Raw genomic sequence first — 17,556 nt, 5'->3', positions numbered from 1 at the left:
CCGAGGGGCGGCAATAAGGCAGGTGAAGGCACATGACGGCTGAGCTCGACGCGATCGCGCAGAAAATGGTGGCCGACGGCAAGGGCATTCTGGCGGCAGACGAGAGCAGCGGCACCATCAAGAAGCGGTTTGATGCCATCGGCGTCGAATCCACCGAGGAGAACCGCCGCGACTATCGCGAGCTGATGTTCCGCTCGGAAGCCATGACCAAATATATCTCCGGCGTCATCCTCTATGAGGAGACCATCCGGCAGAAGGCCAAGGACGGCACGCCGCTCGTCAGCCTCATCCAGCAGGCCGGCTCCATCCCCGGCATCAAGGTGGACGCGGGCGCCAAGCCCCAGCCGGCCTTCCCGGGCGAGACCATCACCGAGGGCCTCGACGGCCTCGCCGGCCGCCTCAAGGAATTTTATGATCTCGGCGCCCGCTTCGCCAAGTGGCGCGCAGTGATCGACATCGACACCGCCAAGGGCATCCCCTCCTACGGCTCCATCCGCGCCAATGCCCACGCGCTGGCCCGCTATGCGGCCCTGTGCCAGGAAGCCCGGATCGTTCCCATCGTGGAGCCGGAAGTGCTCATGGACGGCAGCCACGACATCGACACCTGCTACCAGGTGACCGAGTGGGTGCTGAAGACCACCTTCGAGGAGCTGTATTACCAGCGCATCCGCCTCGAGGGCATGGTGCTGAAGCCCAACATGATCGTGCCCGGCAAGAAGTCGGCGAAGCAGGCTTCCGTGGAAGAAGTGGCCGAGAAGACCGTGCGCGTGCTGAAGAGCTGCGTGCCGTCCGCGGTGCCCGGCATCGCCTTCCTTTCCGGCGGCCAGTCGGACGAGGACGCCACCGCCCATCTGGACGCCATGGTGAAGCTGGGCGGCCTGCCCTGGAAGCTCACCTATTCCTACGGCCGCGCGCTCCAGGCCGCGCCGCAGAAGGCGTGGGCCGGCAAGGCCGAGAACGTGGCCAAGGCCCAGGCGGCGTTCACCCATCGCGCCCACATGAACTCGCTCGCCGCCCTCGGCCAGTGGTCGTCGGAGGAAGAGCGCAAGGCCGCCTGAGCGCGCCTTGCCATAGCGGATGAGAAAGGGCCGGCTCGCGCCGGCCCTTTTTTATGGCGCTGGGCTTTCGGGCCGATTCGCGCCGGCGATGGGGTGATCCGTTGGCCTTGAGGTCGTTGGGTGATGTATCCGCCCGCGAACTTGCGATAGAGCAGGTAGCAGTCAGATTGCGTCGCAGCCTGATCGGCCCGTGCTCCCGCGGGCCGTGCCCCCAATTTGCCGATTTCTTGGCCGACCGATCATCCATGGCTTCCCCCTTGCCGCCGCCCGGCGCCCGACTCATGCTGGTCTTCACTCTCACGCCCGCGCTGCGGCCGGACGCAGCGGCTGCCGCCGTGCGCGCTGGCGACGTGGCCGCGGTGGTGCTGCGCGTGCCCGAGGGCGGCGCGCCTGACACCGGACACCTGCGCGCGGTGGCCGAGGCGATCCAGCGTCATGACGCGGCGGTGCTGGTGGCCGGGCCGGACACTCTCGTCACCGCCGCGGGCCTCGATGGCGTCCATGTGAGCGATCCCCGCAGCCTCGACGCCGCGCTGCGGGCGCTGAAGCCGCAGGCCATCGTCGGGGCGGGCGGCATCGCCAGCCGCCACGACGCCATGGAGGCCGGGGAGAGCGGGGCGGACTATGTCTTCTTCGGCGCCCTGGAGCCGCAGGCGGGGGACGCCGCCGACATTCTGGATTTCGTGGCCTGGTGGGCCGAGGTGTTCGAGGTGCCGTGCGTGGGCCTCGCCGCCTCCCTCGACGAGGCCGAGGCGCTGGCCCAAGCCGGCGCCGATTTCGTCGCGCTGGCCGAGGCGCTGGTGGCGGAAGGCGGTGCGGCGAGCGTGACGGCGGCCATGGCCCGGCTTGCGCGCGCGGACGCCCAGCCATGAGAGTGGGCCTGGTTCGGCGCGTTCTGCCGCCGGCGGTGCGGGGCGTGGCACGCGTCTGCGCCCTGAACGTCGTGCTGGCCCTCACGTTGGCGGGCGGACCCGCCCTTGCCCAGACCGCGCCGCAGCCCAAGCCTGCCGACAAGCCCTCTTCCGACAAGCCCTCATCCGACAAACCCTTGTCCGACAAGCCTCCAGCCGCAACGCCGTCGAAGCCGCAGGCGAAGCCTGCTGCCAAACCTGCGGCGAAGCCTGCTGCCAAACCCGCGGCAACCCCGGCGGCAAAGCCGGGCCCGGCGCGCCCCGATGCCGGCAGCGGGCCGCCGCTGCTCGGGCCGCAGATCGCCTATCCCAGCCTCGATACGCCGGGGGGCAGCGGCGATCTTGCCTATGGCGCCTACCAGCGCGGCTATTACCTCTCAGCCTTCAACGAGGCGCTGAAACGGGCCCGCGCCGGAACGGACCCGGCCGCCATGACCCTGCTCGGCGATCTCTACGGCTCCGGCTATGGCGTGCCGCTGGATTTCGCCAAGGCCATCGAATGGTATCGCAAGGCCGCTGCCGCCGGCTCGCCGGGCGCGCTTTTGTCCCTCGGCAACCTGACGCTGGCCGGGCAGGGCCTCAAGAAGGACGAGCTGGAGGCCGCCAAGCTGTTCCGGCAGGCGGCGGAAAAGGGCAATGGCCCTGCCGCCTACAATCTCGGCCTGCTCTATCTGCAGGGCCGCCAGATGCCCAAGGAGCCGGCGGAGGCCGCCCGCTGGTTCGAAGTGGCAGCCGGCAAGGATATCGAGGACGCCCAGTATGCCCTCGCCGTGCTGTTCAAGGAGGGCAACGGCGTGGAGAAGGATGTTGCCCAATCGGCGAAGCTGATGGCTTCAGCAGCTCGGCTGGGCCACATCACGGCGCAGGTGGAATTCGCCATCATGCAGTTCAACGGCGTCGGCGTGCCGAAGGACGAGGCGGCGGCCGCCGCCATGTTCCGCAAGGCGGCGCTGGGCGGCAATGCCATCGCCCAGAATCGCTATGCGCGGCTGCTCGCGGTCGGCCGCGGCGTGTCGCAGGACAAGGCCCAGGCCGCCGCCTGGCATCTTCTCGCCAAGCATCGGGGGCTCGGAGACCCCATGCTGGACGAGATGGTGGCGCAGCTTCCCGCCGCCGACCGCAAGAAGGCCGAGGCCCAGGCCGCCCGCTGGGAAGCCGGCCGCGCCTGAGATGGCTGGGGCGCGGCGCCGTGTGTGGCACTTGTGCAACGCTCACGGACGCCGTCGGTCTGCCCCGAGCCCTGCACCTGCTCGCCATGATGACGCCACGAGAGGGCATCAGTGAAGATGCCGTCGACGGGTCGGCGTTGCCGGCCCTGCGGCCCTCTTTGGAACCGCCGCATCTGCGTCGTCCGCCTGGAGCGGGCGTGCCGCCGCGCGCCGGGGAGAGGTCTTAAGGATAACGGCTTGGAAACCATGGCGCGCAGGAAGTGCGGTGCGCCGCACGGTTTCCGCCAGGACAGGCGGCTTCAGGCCGTGCACGGAACGTTCGCTTAACCGGGCGGCTGATAGACGAAAGCCTCCGGTCCAGCGTTGAGAAGGGAGATACCGGAATGCGTTTCCTCAGGCTAGCTCGCGGGTTCCGGTTCGCGGCGCTTTTCGGCTTCGCGCTGGCCCTCGCCGCGTGTGCCAATAATCCCAACCAGAACGCCGCCGGTGCTGGCGGTGCGGGCGGCCCGCCCGGATCACCACAGGAATTCGTGGTGGCGGTGGGCGATCGCGTGTTCTTCGAAAGCGACCAGACCGACCTCACGCCCCAGGCGCGGGCCACCCTGGATCGTCAGGCCCAGTGGCTGCAGCAGTGGAACCGCTACACCTTCACCATCGAAGGCCATGCGGACGAGCGCGGCACCCGCGAATACAACATCGCCCTCGGCGCCAAGCGGGCCCAGAGCGTGCGCGACTATCTCTCCGCCCGCGGCGTGGACCCCTCGCGCATGCGCACCATTTCCTACGGCAAGGAGCGCCCCGTCGCGGTCTGCAACGACATTTCCTGTTGGTCGCAGAACCGTCGCGCGGTCACCGTGCTGAACGCCGGCGGCGCCTGAGCGCGGTAGCCGGTATCATCGAAAAGGGCCGGCGCCGCCTGCGGCCGCCGGCCCTTTCGCTTTGCGGGGCAGGGTCTTGCGTCCGGTGGCGGACGGCGGCAGGACAGCCCGGCCGGCGACACCGCCAAGCGACACGCGCAAGTCCTTGCGGAGTCACACTTTGGACGCGATCCATCCCCTATTCTTGGCCGCCCGGGAGGCTGATCCCGGACGTCTTTTCCCGCCACAAGCCCCTGGACCCAAGATGATGCGCCTGCCGCTGGTCGGTGTTCTCGCCCTCGCCCTGAGCGCCGTCGCGCTGCCCGCCGCCGCCCAGCAGGACGGTGGATTGTTCGGCAATATCTTCAAGCCCCCGGCCGCGGCGCCCCAGCCCCTCCCGGGCGGCGACGAAACCGAGATCGTCGGCCGCATGGAGCGGCTCGAATCGTCCCTGCGGCAGCTCACCGGGCAGGTGGAGCAGCTGCAGTATCGCAACCAGCAGCTCGAGGCGCAGGTGCGTCGCCTGGAAGAAAGCGCCGGTGGCGCCCGCGCTCCGGCCGCCGTGTCCGCGCCCGCTGCCGCTCCGGCGGCGACCCTGCCCTCCGGCCGTCCCGCGAGCGTGCCCGGCACGCCCGGCAAAAGGTCCGACGCCTTCGATCCCAACATGGACCCCGCCGCCCCCGGCGCGCCGCAGCCCCTTGGCTCGCCCGCCAGCGCCGCCCTGCCGCGTCCGGCCGAGGCCGTTCCTGGCGGGCGCACCACGTCCGGCGGGACCCAGTCCGGCGGCACCCAGGTGGCCGCCTTGCCGGGACCCGGCGCTTCCGTGCGCGAGCTGTACGATGCCGGCCAGGCCCAGCTCCAGCGGCAGGATTATGCCGGTGCCGAGCAGACCTTCCGCCAGATCGTCCAGTCCGCGCCTGGCGACCGCATCATTCCCGATGCCACCTTCATGCTCGGGGAAAGCCTGTTCCTGCGCCAGAACTACGGGGACGCGGCGGCCTCCTTCCTCGAAGTCTCCACCAAGCATCCCAGCTCGCCCCGGGCGCCGGAGGCGTTGCTGCGGCTCGGCCAGTCCCTCGCCGGCCTCGGCGAGAAGGAGACCGCCTGCGCCACGCTGCAGGAGGTGGACCGCAAATATCCGCGCGCCGCATCCTCCATCCGCCAGGCGGTGGAGCGGGAACAGAAGCGCGTCGGCTGCTGAGGTCCGATGACCACGGGCGGCGGCACGGCAATGGACACCGGGGCGACGGGCCTTCAGGAAAGCAGCCCCGTCGATGACGGCGATCTCGACGCGCTGTTTGCCCCCTTCACGTCCCATCCCTGCATCCTGATCGCCATCTCCGGCGGGCCTGATTCCACCGCCCTGCTGCATCTCGCCGCGCGCTGGCGCGCCGGCCGTGCGGCCGGGCCGGGTCTCATCGCCGCCACCGTGGACCACGGCCTGAGGGCGGAGGCGACGCGCGAGGCCGAGGCGGTGGCTGCCTTCGCCGCCCGGCTGGGCGTGCCCCACCGCATTCTCGTCTGGCGGGGCGCCAAGCCCGCCCACGGCATCCAGGAGGCGGCGCGGGAGGCGCGCTACAGGCTGCTGGCGGAGGCCGCGCAGCAGGCCGGGGCCACCGCCATCGCGCTCGCCCATACCCGCGACGACCAGGCGGAGACGGTGCTGTTCCGCCTCGCCCGCGGCTCCGGCCTCACCGGCCTCTGCGGCATGCGGGGCGATGCGGCGCGCCATGGCCTCGCGCTGCTGCGCCCCTTTCTCGACGTGCCCAAGGCGCGGCTGGTGGCGACGCTGGAGGCCGCCGGCCTTGCATTCGTGCGCGACCCAAGCAATGGCGACCCGAGCTTTGCCCGTCCGCGCCTGCGCGCCATGGCGCAGGCTCTGGCGGGGGAGGGGCTCGACGCCCGCCGCCTGGCCGTGCTGGCGCGCCGGGTCGCGCGGGCGGACCAGGCGCTGGAGGCCGCGACCGATGCGGCCGAGGCCGCGGCTCGCCTTCCCGGCGCGCAGGAGCGGCCGGATACCATCAGCCTCGATGCCTTCGCCGCCCTGCCCGACGAGATCGCCCTGCGCCTGCTCGGCCGTGCCATCCACAGGGTGGGCACCGAGGGCCCGGTGGAACTGGCCAAGCTGGAAGCCCTGTTCGAAGCCCTGAAGGTCGCGGGGCGGACGCCCTCGGCACCTTTTCGCCGCACCCTCGCGGGTGCCCTGGTGAGCCTGCGCGGGGCGGCGCTGCATGTCGCGGCTGCGCCGCCCCGGCGCGAAACCAGCCCAATCGCACCGAATTCACCAGTCGATGGCCCTGTCGTCCTTGGCAAAAAGGGGCCTCGCTCCTAGATTAGGCAGCGGACGGTGCGGGAGGCCCCACTGACGGCAGTCCAGTGCGGAGGTATTCCTTCCGTATGGTAAGGCGTCGAAACGGGCTGGCCCTGTCTGTCCCCACGAGGGTTCTATGAACGCCAATCTACGCAATTTCGCCCTTTGGGTGATCATCGTCCTCCTGCTTCTCGCCCTGTTCTCGCTGTTCAACAGCCCGGGGCAGCGCACGAACGCGAACGAGATCTCCTTTTCGCAGCTCCTCAGTGACGTTGACGCCGGCAAGGTGCGCGAGGTCGTGATCGAGGGGCCGAACATCACCGGCACCTATTCCGACCGTTCCGGCAGCTTCCAGACCTATGCGCCGAACGATCCGTCGCTGATCCAGCGCCTTTACGGCAAGGGCGTGCAGATCACCGCGCGCGCGCCGTCGGACAACGTGCCGTGGTTCGTGAGCCTGCTGGTCTCCTGGCTGCCGTTCCTGGCCCTGATCGGCGTGTGGATCTTCCTGTCGCGCCAGATGCAGGGTGCCGGCGGCAAGGCCATGGGCTTCGGCAAGAGCCGCGCCAAGCTGCTCACCGAGGCGCACGGACGGGTCACCTTCGACGACGTGGCCGGCATCGACGAGGCCAAGAGCGACCTCACCGAGATCGTGGACTTCCTGCGTGACCCGCAGAAATTCCAGCGCCTCGGCGGCCGCATCCCGCGCGGCGTGCTGCTGGTCGGCCCCCCCGGCACCGGCAAGACGCTGCTCGCCCGCGCCATCGCCGGCGAGGCCAACGTGCCGTTCTTCACCATCTCCGGCTCGGACTTCGTGGAGATGTTCGTGGGCGTCGGCGCCAGCCGCGTGCGCGACATGTTCGAGCAGGCGAAGAAGAACGCGCCCTGCATCATCTTCATCGACGAGATCGACGCGGTGGGCCGCCACCGTGGCGCCGGCCTCGGCGGCGGCAACGACGAGCGCGAGCAGACCCTCAACCAGCTGCTGGTGGAGATGGACGGCTTCGAGGCGAACGAGGGCATCATCCTCATCGCCGCCACCAACCGTCCCGACGTGCTCGACCCGGCGCTGCTGCGTCCCGGCCGCTTCGACCGCCAGGTCATCGTGCCCAACCCGGACGTGGTGGGCCGCGAGCAGATCCTGAAGGTGCACGCCCGCAAGATCCCGATCGCCCCGGACGTGAACCTCAAGACCATCGCCCGCGGCACCCCCGGCTTCTCCGGCGCGGACCTCGCCAACCTCTGCAACGAGGCGGCGCTGATGGCGGCCCGGCGCAACAAGCGCATGGTCACCATGGCCGAGTTCGAGGACGCCAAGGACAAGGTGATGATGGGCGCCGAGCGTCGCTCCCTCGTCATGACCGAGGAAGAGAAGATGCTGACCGCCTATCACGAGGGCGGCCATGCCATCGTGGCCCTGAACGTGCCGGCCACCGACCCGGTGCACAAGGCCACCATCATCCCCCGCGGCCGCGCGCTGGGCATGGTCATGCAACTGCCCGAGCGGGACAAGCTCTCCATGTCCTACGAGCAGATGACCTCGCGCCTCGCCATCATGATGGGCGGGCGCGTGGCGGAAGAGCTGATCTTCGGCCACGACAAGGTGACCTCCGGCGCCGCCTCCGACATCGAGCAGGCCACCCGCCTCGCCAAGATGATGGTGACGCGCTGGGGCTTCTCGGCGGATCTCGGCGCCGTGGCCTATGGCGACAACCAGGACGAGGTGTTCCTCGGCATGTCGGTGTCGCGCCAGCAGAACGTGTCCGAGGCCACCGCCCAGACCATCGACCGCGAGGTGCGCCGCCTCGTGGACGAGGGTCATCAGGAGGCCAAGCGCATCCTCACCGAGCACCAGCAGGACCTTGAGACCCTGGCGCGCGGCCTGCTGGAATACGAGACGCTCTCGGGTGACGAGATCATCGACCTTCTGGACGGCAAGACGCCGAACCGGGAAAGCGTGATCGAGCCTTCCAATCCGCGCGGCTCGGCCATTCCCACCACCAAGCGCCCGCGTCCCGGTGGTGCCGGCGGCTCCATCGAGCCCCAGCCCCAGGCCTGACCGGACGACTGGTCCCGAACGAGGAAAACGCCCGCGCAAGCGGGCGTTTTCTTTTGGGCCGGCGGTGCGGATGGAAGGCCCCGCATGGGCCATCGGCGGTGGCGGTCGAGGGCGCCGGTGCTCCCTCTCCCCTTGGGGGAGCGGGTCGGGGTGCGGGGGCATCGGGGCAATGAGGCGACCTCCGCCCTTCAGCACAGCCTTCCCCCGCGACACCGGATGGCCATCGACAGCACAGGCGGGGCGGGGCAGAACCGCGCCATGTCCCTCCTCGCCCGCACCTCCATCGTCTCGGCGGCGACGCTCTCCTCCCGCGTCCTCGGCTTCGTGCGGGATGCGGCCACCGCCGCGGTGCTGGGCACCGGGCCCGCCGCCGATGCGCTGGTGGCGGCCCTTGCCCTGCCGCTGCTGGCGCGGCGGCTGCTGTCGGAAGGCGCGTTCAACCTCGCCTTCATCCCCGCCCTCGCCCACGCCGAGGGCGGGGGGGAGGGCGCCCCCCGCCGGCTCGCGGGGGCGACGCTGGCACTGCTGTTCGGCACGCTCCTCGCGTTTGCGCTCCTCGCGGCGCTGTTCATGCCGCAGGTTATCCGACTGCTGGCGCCGGGTTTCGAGCCGGGCGGAGCGCGCGCCGATGTGGCGGTGCTGTGCGGGCGGGTGGCGGTGCTCTATCTGCCGTTCGCCGGGCTCGCCGCCATCTATGGGGGCGTCGCCAACGGCGCCCATCGGGTGCTGCTGCCGGCGCTGGCCCCGGTGGCGGCCAACCTCACCGTGCTCGCCGTCATCGCGGTGCTGCTCCTGCGCGGGCTGATGGAAAGCGACACCGCCGCCGTGGCCATCGCCGCCGCCACCGTGGCTGCGGGCGTCTCCCAGCTCGGCCTCATGGTGGTCGCCGCGCGCGGCTGTCCGGCGGCGCCGGGGATCTTGCCGGGGGGCTCGGCCGCGATCTCTCCGGCGGGCTGGCCGTGGCGCAAGGCGCTGGGGGTCATCCGTGCCGCCGCGCCGGCGTTCCTGTTCGCCGGCCTGAGCCAGTTCCGCCTTATCATCATCGCCGCCGCCGTCTCGGCGAGCCCCGGCGCCGTGGCGGCGCTGAATTATGCCCAGCGCCTCATGGACCTGCCCCTCGGCCTCGTGGGCGCGAGCGCAGGCGCAGTGCTGGTGCCGGCCCTGCTGCGCAAGAGCGCGCTCTCGGGCGCGGCCAGCGACGCCCCGGAGGCCTCGGGCCGCGCCATGCTGGCTGCCCTCGCCTTCGCCCTGCCGGCGGCCACCGGGCTCGCCGTGCTGGCCGACCCCATCGTCGTCACCCTGTTCCAGCGCGGCAGCTTCGATGCCGAGGATGCCCACCTCACCGGCGCGCTTCTGGCGATTCTCGCCGTGTCGCTGCCGGCGCAGGGGCTGGAGCGCATCCTGTCTGCCACCGCGTCCACCGCGGGCCGGGTGAAGATGGCCGAGCGCGTCGCCCTCGGCTCGCTCGCGGTCTGCCTGCTCTCGGCCTTCGGCCTGGGGCTGGGCGCCGGCCCGCGGGCGGCGGCGGGCGCGGCGGCGCTTTCGGCCTTCGCCTCCCTCCTGGTCCTGGGGGGGCTGCTGGTGCGCGCGGGGGCGCTGGTCTTCTCCCGCGCGGTCCTGCTCTCCGGCCTGGGGCTCGTGGCCGCGAGCCTGCTCATGGGCGGATGCGTCGGCATGCTCGCGGCGCTCTGGCCGGCGCCGGAGGGCCAGAGCGCGGCCGCCGTGCGGCTGGCCGGGCTGGTTGCCAGTGGCGCCGTGGTCTATGGCACCGCCGCATGGCTGCTGAAGGCCCTGCTGCCGAAGCTGGCGCCGCAGGGCTGACGCGCCCGCTTCCCCACGCGCGCCCTGCTCGCCCTGCGCCCCGTGCCCTCGCCCCTTGCGCGGCGGGGCACCAGGTGGCATGACGCGGCCCATCGTCTCCCCGCACATGGCCGCGCTTTCGGCCGCCGGGGTTCATCCATGCGGGTCGGGAAGGCCAAAGCTGCGCCGGGCGAAAGCCCCCGCCGCGCCAAGGTTCCCCGCGGTGCCTTGCCCCCGCAAGGCGTTTACGAGCGGTGCGCCGCTCTTTTGGAGGTCGCCATGGCGGCGGTCGCGGATCGCGTGTTTTCCGGCGTGCAGCCCACGGGCAACCTGCACCTCGGCAATTATCTCGGCGCCATCAAGCGCTTCGTGGAGCTGCAGAAGAGCCACGAGTGCATCTATTGCGTGGTGGACCTCCACGCCATCACCGTCTGGCAGGACCCGGTCGAGCTGAAGCGGCACATCCGCGAGCTGACTGCCGCATACATCGCCTGCGGCATCGATCCGAAGGACCACGTCATCTTCAACCAGAGCCAGGTCTCCGGCCATGCCGAGCTGGCCTGGATCTTCAATTGCGTCGCCCGCATCGGCTGGCTGAACCGCATGACACAGTTCAAGGAGAAGGCGGGCAAGGATCGGGAGAATGCCTCGGTCGGCCTGTTCGCCTATCCGGACCTGATGGCGGCCGACATCCTGCTCTACCGCGCCACCCACGTGCCGGTGGGCGAGGACCAGAAGCAGCACCTGGAGCTGACCCGCGACATCGCGCAGAAGTTCAACAACGACTTTGGCCCATCCATCGCGGCGAACGGGCACGAGGGGGGGTATTTCGCACTTCCCGAACCGCTGATCTCGGGTCCCGCCACGCGGGTCATGAGCCTGCGCGACGGGGCCAAGAAGATGTCCAAGTCGGACCCCTCCGACTTCTCCCGCATCAATTTGACCGACGATCGCGACACCATCGCCGGCAAGGTGCGCAAGGCGAAGACCGATCCCGAGCCCCTGCCCACCGAGGAAGAGGGCCTGAAGAGCCGCCCCGAGGCGGACAATCTCGTGGGCATCTTCGCCGCGCTCTCCGACCGCACCAAGGCCGACGTGCTGGCCGACTATGGCAACGCCCAGTTCTCCGCCTTCAAGGCCGCGCTGGTGGACCTCGCGGTGGAGAAGCTCGGCCCCATCGGCGGCGAGATGCAGCGCCTGATGGCGGACCCCGCCGCCATCGACGCCATCCTCATCGACGGCGCGGACCGCGCCCGCGTCATCGCCGACCAGACCATGGCCCAGGTGAAGGACATCGTCGGCATGGTGCGCGGCTGAGCCGGAGTGCGGCGCCGCTGCCTTGCGCCGCCTTGCTCCATCCTCGCCCCCCGCTTAATGCTGGTGGCGAGACGGCGCCTGCCGAGGAGGCCTTATGTCCGAGATGAACGCCACCGTCGATCCGGCCGAGGTCGCCCGCTTCGATGCGCTGGGCGCGCAATGGTGGGACGAGAAGGGCAAGATGGCGCCCCTCCACGCCATGAACCCGGCGCGCCTTGCCTTCCTGCGCGATGCGCTGGTGCGCCATTTCGGCCGCGACGCCCGCGCCCTGCGCCCGCTGAAGGGCCTGTCCATCCTCGACATCGGCTGCGGCGGCGGCCTGCTCAGCGAGCCGCTGGCGCGCATGGGCGGGCATGTGACCGGCATCGATCCCGCGCCCGGAAACGTGGCGATCGCCCGTGCCCATGCGGCGGCGTCCGGCCTTTCCATCGACTACATGCCGGTGACGGCCGAGGAACTGGCCGCGCGCGGTGCCCGCTTCGACGTGGTGGTGGCGCTGGAGGTGGTGGAGCACGTGGCGGACGTGAGCCTGTTCGTGCGCACCGCCGCCAGCCTGGTGGCGGAAGGCGGCGTGCTGGTGCTCTCCACCCTCAACCGCACCGCCAAGAGCTTCGCCCTCGCCATCGTGGGGGCCGAATATGTGCTGCGCTGGCTGCCGCCGGGCACCCATCGCTGGGAGAAGTTCATCACCCCCGAGGAGCTGGAGGCGACGCTTGCCGCCGCCGGCTTCGCCGCGCGGGAGAAGGTGGGCCTCGCCTACGAGCCACTCTCCGGCGACTTCCGGCTGACCGGGGACCTGTCGGTGAACTACTTTGTGGTGGCGGAGCGAGAGGGGTAGGGCTCCCGCCTCAGTTGCGGTCTTCCGGCAGCACGGGCAGGGGAAGCACCTCCACGTCGTCCTCGCGCAGGGCCTTGACCTCCTCCACCGTCGCCTCGCCGTAGATGGAGCGGTGCTCGATCTCGCCCTCGTGCATCTTGCGGGCGAGGTCGGCGAACTCGTCGCCCACATAATCGGACGTCTTGACGATCTGCTCCCGCAACTCGCGCAGCAGGGCGCGCAGCTCGCCGTCGGGGCGGCTCATCACCGGGACCGGAGCTTCCGCAACCGGAGCTTCTGCAGGTGCAGGCGTGGCGGCCGGGGAGGCGGTTGCCGGGGTGGCATCCCCCGCCGCCGGAGCGGGGGCGCGGTCGGTGCGCGCGACGGAAGGGGCCATCACCGCCTTCTCGACCTCGGCCGAGCCGCAGGCAGGGCAGGTGACAAGCCCGCGTGACTGCTGGGCGTCAAAGCTCGCGGAGGAGGGAAACCAGCTCTCGAACTGGTGGCCCGCGGCGCAATTGAGGGTGTAGCGGATCATGACGAGGCCCGCACCACGCTGAGGTGCCCGATGGTCTGGCCGGGCTCGGCGATCTCGAACCGGCGGCCGTTGGAGAGGGAGGGGATGCGCGCGCGGGCGGCGGCGACTTCCTTGAGATCAATTTCGGCGAGGATCACGCCGGGGTCGGTGCCGCCTTCGGCGATCACCCGGCCCCAGGGGTCCACCACCAGCGAATGGCCGAAGGTCTCCCGCCCGTTCTCGTGCCGGCCGCCCTGGGCCGCGGCCAGCACATAGGCGCCGTTCTCGATGGCCCGCGCCCGCAGCAGCACATGCCAGTGGGCCTCGCCGGTGGGCCGGGTGAAGGCGGAGGGCACGGTCAGCACCTGCGCGCCACCCTCGGCCAGCGCCCGGTAGAGGGACGGGAAGCGCAGGTCGTAGCAGATGGTGAGGCCGAAGCGGAACGCGCCCACATTGGCCAGGATCGCCCGCTCGCCGGGGCGATAGGCGGAGGATTCGCGATAGCTCTCGCCATTGCCCAGATCCACGTCGAACATGTGGATCTTGTCGTAGCGGGCAACGATCTGCCCATCGGGCCCGATCATGAAGGCGCGGTTGACCGCCTTCTTCTCGGACACCTTGAGGGCCAGGGAGCCGATATGGAGGAAGATGCCCAGCTCCTGCGCCAGCTGGCGCAGGGCGCCGAGGGTGGCGTCGGCGGCCTCCTCCCGGAGCTTTTCGAACAGGACCTCGCGGTCCAGCTCCATGATGTTGGTGATCTCGGGCGTCTGCACGTAGCGCGCGCCGTCCCGCGCGGCCTCCCGCACCAAGGCGGAGACGGCGTCGAGATTGGCTGCCGGATCCCGGCCGCTGCGCAGCTGCACCAGCGCGATGCGGAGGGTATCGGATGTGTCGGCCGAGGTCATGAGGCCCGCTCTTTCCTGGATGCTGAACCCGCCCTGATCCGTCATACGCACGTCGCGTGCGCCTGATGCCGGCGTATCCCCAGATAGATGGGGCCTCTTTCTAGTCTTGCACGGGTCCGCGCAGCAGGGGAAGAAAAGCTCAGGCGGCCAGCTGGTCCAGCCGGCCGGCGTCTTCAAGGGCGTAGAGGTCGTCGCAGCCGCCCACATGGGTGTCGCCGATGAAGATCTGCGGCACGCTGGTGCGCCCGCCGGCGCGGCGCGTCATCTCGTCCTGACCGTCCCTGTCGGTGGTCACGTCGATCTCTGTGAAGGTCAAGCCTTTGCGGCGCAGCAATTCCTTGGCGGAATGGCAATAGGGGCACCAGCTCTTGGTGTAGATTTCGATGGGTTTCATGCGGTCACAAATGGGTTGAGCGACGGCGGGGCACCGTCACGAAAGCGTCGTAGCATAGTTAAGGTTTTCAGGTGAAATCGACAACCCGCGCAAATGTCAGGGCATCCACGCCGCTGGCGCCCGCGCGGCGCAGGGCCAGCGCACAGGCATCCAGTGTGGCGCCGGTGGTGAAGACGTCGTCCACCAGCAACACGCGCCGGCCGTCGAGGCTTGATGCTGCATTGCCGCATGCGACGAAGGCGCCCGCCACATTGGCGCGACGTTCTGCCCGGCCCAGCGCGGTCTGGGAGGGCGTGGAGCGGCGGCGGGCGAGGAGGTCGGTGCGCTGGGGGATGGAGGTGGTCGCCGCCAGATGCCGGCCGAGGAGCGCCGCCTGGTTGAAGCGGCGGCGCCACAGGCGGAACGGATGCAGCGGCACCGGCACGATCACGTCTGCGGAAGCGATCACATCCGCGCCAGCCTGGGCCATCAGCCGGGCCAGCGGGGCGGCGACGTCCAGCCGGTCGGCGTATTTCAGCTTGTGGACCAGATCGCGGGCGACCTCGTTGAAGGTCACGGCGGCGCGGGCGCGGTCGAAGGCGGGGGGATCGTCCAGCGCCTGAGCCGAGATCCGCGCCCCGCCGGGATCGTGGGCGAAGGGCGCGCCGGTGCGTTCGCAGAACGGGCGGCTGATGAAGGCGAGCTTGCCCCAGCAGGGGCCGCACAGGCCGCCGGCCATGCCGGTGATGGAGCCGCAGGCAATGCAGGTGGGCGGCAGGGCAAGCCCCAGCAGCCCCGAGCCGAAGGCCCGGAGTGCCCCACGCGCCTGCGCGATCTGGACGGAAATGCCAGCCATGTGTGATCCCGCGTCATGATCGGCAGGTCGGGCGCCGTTGTAAAGGGAAGGCCCCTGCCGCCCGGGATCGCTCAGGTTGAGCAAACCCGGGAGGCACCAGGCCCGAACGGTCCCCTCAGCGCGGGCGCCAGCGGCGCAGCAGCAAAGCGTTGGTGATGACGCTCACCGAGGAGAGCGCCATGGCCGCTGCCGCCACCATGGGCGAGAGCAGGAGGCCGAGGCTGGGATAGAGCACGCCCGCCGCGATGGGCACGCCGGCCGCATTGTAGAGGAAGGCGAACAGCAGGTTGCGGCGGATATTGGCCATGGTCGCCCGCGACAGGCCGCGCGCATGGGCGATGCCGGAGAGATCGCCCTTCAGCAACGTGATGCCGGCGCTTTCCATGGCGATGTCGGTGCCGGTGCCCATGGCGATGCCCACGTCCGCCACCGCGAGGGCGGGGGCATCGTTCACGCCGTCGCCGGCCATGGCCACCACGTGGCCCTCGGCGCGCAGGCGCTGGACCACGTCGGCCTTGTGGTCGGGCAGCACTTCCGCCTCCACCTCGGTGATGCCGAGGCGCTTGGCCACGGCAAGCGCGGTGGTGCGGTTGTCGCCGGTGAGCATGACCACGCGCACGCCGTCGCTGGTGAGCGCCTTCAGGGCCGCCTCGGTGGTGTCCTTCACCGGATCGGCGATGGCGATGAGGCCGGCCGCCTTGCCGTCCACCGCGATGAACACGGCGGTGGCACCCTCGCGGCGATAGGCTTCGGCTTCGGCGGTGTGATGGTCGGTGGCGATGCCGGTCTCGCTCATGAAGGCGGCATGGCCCACCGCCACCGGGCGCCCGTCCACGGTGCCGGTGATGCCCTTGCCGGCCGGGCTCTCCACGCCGGACGGCTCGGACAGCTTGAGCGTGCGCGCCTTCGCCTCCTGCACCATGGCGGCGGCGAGGGGATGCTCGCTCGCGCGCTCAAGGCTCGCGGCAAGGCGCAGCAGTTCCACCTCGTCGATGTCGCGCAGGGATACGACCGCCACCACCCTGGGCTTGCCCACGGTGAGGGTGCCGGTCTTGTCCACCACCACCACGTCCACCTTCTCCATGCGCTCCAGCGCCTCGGCATTCTTCACCAGCACGCCGAGCTGGGCGCCGCGGCCGACCCCCACCATCACCGACATGGGGGTGGCAAGGCCGAGCGCGCACGGGCAGGCGATGATGAGCACGGAGACCGCCGCCATCAGCGCGAAGGTCAGGCGCGGCTCGGGTCCCACCATCATCCACACCGCGAAGGCCACCACCGCCGCAGCCAGGACAAGGGGGACGAACCAGCCGGACACCTGGTCGGCGAGGCGCTGGATGGGCGCGCGAGAGCGCTGGGCCTGCGCCACCATCTGCACGATCTGGGCGAGCAGGGTGTCGCGGCCCACCTTTTCGGCGCGCATGGTGAAGGCGCCGGAGGAATTGAGGGTGCCGCCGATGACCTTCTCGCCGGCCTCCTTGCTCACGGGCAGGCTCTCGCCGGTGACGAGGCTTTCGTCGAGCACGGCGCGGCCTTCGGCGACGATGCCATCCACCGGCACCTTCTCGCCGGGGCGCACCCGCAGCATGTCGCCCGGGGCGACGAGGCCGAGGTCGATGGTTTCATCGGTGCCGTCGGTTTTCACGCGCAAGGCGGTCTTGGGCGCCAGCGACAGCAGCGCCTTGATGGCGCCGGAGGTGCGCTCGCGGGCGCGCAGCTCCAGCACCTGGCCCAGCGCCACCAGCACGGTGATGACGGCGGCCGCCTCGAAATAGACCGGCACGCCGCCTTCATGGGCGTGGAAATCATGCGGGAACAGGCCGGGGGCAAAGGTGCCCACCAGCGAATAGAGATAGGCCACCCCGGTGCCGAGCGCGATGAGGGTGAACATGTTGAAATGGCGTGACTTGAGCGAGAGCCAGCCGCGCTCGAAGAAGGGCTTGCCCACCCACAGCACCACCGGCGTCGCCAGCAGGAACTGCACATAGTTGGAGGTCTGCTGCGGCAAAAGGTGCAGGCCGAGCAGGTGCTGGCCCATCTCCAGCACGAACACGGGAAGGGTCAGCGCAAGGCCGATCCAGAACCGCCGCGTCATGTCGGCGAGTTCCGCGTTCGGCCCCTCGTCGAGGGTGACGATCTCCGGCTCCAGCGCCATGCCGCAGATGGGGCAGATGCCGGGGCCGATCTGGCGGATCTCGGGGTCCATGGGGCAGGTGTAGATGGTGCCCTCGGGCACCTTCTCCGGCGGCGGGGGCGGGGCAGAGCCGCCCTCCACATAGCGGCCGGGATCGGCCTTGAACCTGGTCTCGCAGGAGGAGGAGCAGAAGAAATAGGGTTTCTTGTCGTGGCGCGCCGAATATTTGGCGCGGCCGGGCTCCACGGTCATGCCGCAGACCGGGTCCTTCACCGGGGCGAGGTACTTCTCCGGCTCGGCCTCGAACTTGGTCTTGCAGCCGTTACAGCAGAAGAAAAACGTCTGGTCCCTGTAGACCGAGGTGGGCTTTGCGGCCTCCGGGTCCGTCTTCACGTCCATGCCGCAGACCGGGTCCTTCACCGTCTCCGGCAGCGCGGCGGCCTTCGGGGCGGAGTGGGGCGGGGCATTGAGA

General features: G+C 70.4%; 15 protein-coding genes. 10 read left to right on the top strand and 5 right to left on the bottom strand.

The features are described 5' to 3' along the window. Window positions 1–32: 32 nt before the first annotated feature. The 10 genes from K9U41_RS07135 (at window position 33) to ubiG (ending at window position 12,320) form a co-directional block, all read left to right on the top strand. Entirely contained in the window at window positions 33–1,058 is a 1,026-nt protein-coding gene (locus K9U41_RS07135) for a class I fructose-bisphosphate aldolase (RefSeq protein ID WP_282640160.1), read from the top strand. Window positions 1,059–1,339: 281 nt separating this feature from the next. After that, on the top strand, window positions 1,340–1,930 hold the full coding sequence (locus K9U41_RS07130; protein ID WP_282640159.1) for a thiamine phosphate synthase: 591 nt from the start codon (window positions 1,340–1,342) through the stop codon (window positions 1,928–1,930). Beyond that, window positions 1,927–3,138, top strand: coding sequence for a tetratricopeptide repeat protein (locus K9U41_RS07125; protein ID WP_282640158.1), 1,212 nt, complete (start codon window positions 1,927–1,929; stop codon window positions 3,136–3,138). The genes K9U41_RS07130 and K9U41_RS07125 overlap by 4 nt, the downstream gene beginning before the upstream one ends. Window positions 3,139–3,521: 383 nt before the next feature. Beyond that, entirely contained in the window at window positions 3,522–4,016 is a 495-nt protein-coding gene (gene pal, locus K9U41_RS07120) for a peptidoglycan-associated lipoprotein Pal (RefSeq protein ID WP_282640157.1), read from the top strand. A gap of 244 nt (window positions 4,017–4,260) precedes the next feature. Further along, a complete protein-coding gene (ybgF, locus tag K9U41_RS07115) occupies window positions 4,261–5,196 on the top strand; it encodes a tol-pal system protein YbgF (RefSeq protein ID WP_282640156.1) in 936 nt (311 codons plus the stop codon). A 6-nt stretch (window positions 5,197–5,202) separates the two neighbouring features. Beyond that, a complete protein-coding gene (gene tilS, locus K9U41_RS07110) occupies window positions 5,203–6,327 on the top strand; it encodes a tRNA lysidine(34) synthetase TilS (protein WP_282640155.1) in 1,125 nt (374 codons plus the stop codon). A 115-nt stretch (window positions 6,328–6,442) separates the two neighbouring features. Continuing rightward, complete coding sequence (ftsH, locus tag K9U41_RS07105) at window positions 6,443–8,365, top strand: ATP-dependent zinc metalloprotease FtsH (RefSeq protein WP_282640154.1); 1,923 nt, start codon at window positions 6,443–6,445, stop codon at window positions 8,363–8,365. Between the two features lie 216 nt (window positions 8,366–8,581). Further along, window positions 8,582–10,186, top strand: coding sequence for a murein biosynthesis integral membrane protein MurJ (gene murJ, locus K9U41_RS07100; RefSeq protein WP_282640153.1), 1,605 nt, complete (start codon window positions 8,582–8,584; stop codon window positions 10,184–10,186). Between the two features lie 258 nt (window positions 10,187–10,444). After that, window positions 10,445–11,482, top strand: a complete 1,038-nt coding sequence (trpS, locus tag K9U41_RS07095) for a tryptophan--tRNA ligase (protein WP_282640152.1) — start codon at window positions 10,445–10,447, stop codon at window positions 11,480–11,482. Window positions 11,483–11,576: 94 nt separating this feature from the next. After that, the gene (ubiG, locus tag K9U41_RS07090; RefSeq protein ID WP_432715746.1) at window positions 11,577–12,320 is read left to right on the top strand and encodes a bifunctional 2-polyprenyl-6-hydroxyphenol methylase/3-demethylubiquinol 3-O-methyltransferase UbiG; all 744 of its coding nucleotides are present in this window, start codon (window positions 11,577–11,579) and stop codon (window positions 12,318–12,320) included. 10 nt (window positions 12,321–12,330) lie between these two features. Here ubiG and K9U41_RS07085 read toward each other — a convergent pair whose 3' ends face one another. The 5 genes from K9U41_RS07085 to K9U41_RS07065 all read right to left on the bottom strand — a co-directional run bounded on the left by K9U41_RS07085 (window position 12,331) and on the right by K9U41_RS07065 (window position 17,483). Beyond that, complete coding sequence (locus tag K9U41_RS07085) at window positions 12,331–12,837, bottom strand: DUF1178 family protein (RefSeq protein WP_282640151.1); 507 nt, start codon at window positions 12,835–12,837, stop codon at window positions 12,331–12,333. Continuing rightward, window positions 12,834–13,721, bottom strand: coding sequence for a carbon-nitrogen hydrolase family protein (locus tag K9U41_RS07080; RefSeq protein ID WP_282640150.1), 888 nt, complete (start codon window positions 13,719–13,721; stop codon window positions 12,834–12,836). The genes K9U41_RS07085 and K9U41_RS07080 overlap by 4 nt, the downstream gene beginning before the upstream one ends. Before the next feature lie 139 nt (window positions 13,722–13,860). After that, entirely contained in the window at window positions 13,861–14,115 is a 255-nt protein-coding gene (grxC, locus tag K9U41_RS07075; protein WP_282640149.1) for a glutaredoxin 3, read from the bottom strand. Window positions 14,116–14,182: 67 nt separating this feature from the next. Next, complete coding sequence (locus tag K9U41_RS07070; protein WP_282640148.1) at window positions 14,183–14,950, bottom strand: ComF family protein; 768 nt, start codon at window positions 14,948–14,950, stop codon at window positions 14,183–14,185. A gap of 115 nt (window positions 14,951–15,065) precedes the next feature. Then, entirely contained in the window at window positions 15,066–17,483 is a 2,418-nt protein-coding gene (locus K9U41_RS07065; protein WP_282640180.1) for a heavy metal translocating P-type ATPase, read from the bottom strand. Window positions 17,484–17,556 lie beyond the last annotated feature (73 nt).

It is taken from the genome of Xanthobacter autotrophicus, assembly GCF_029991245.1.
Taxonomy (GTDB): Bacteria; Pseudomonadota; Alphaproteobacteria; order Rhizobiales; family Xanthobacteraceae; genus Xanthobacter; species Xanthobacter autotrophicus_C.
Note: the sequence above shows the minus strand (reverse complement) of the source record. Positions and strands in the feature narration are given on the sequence as shown.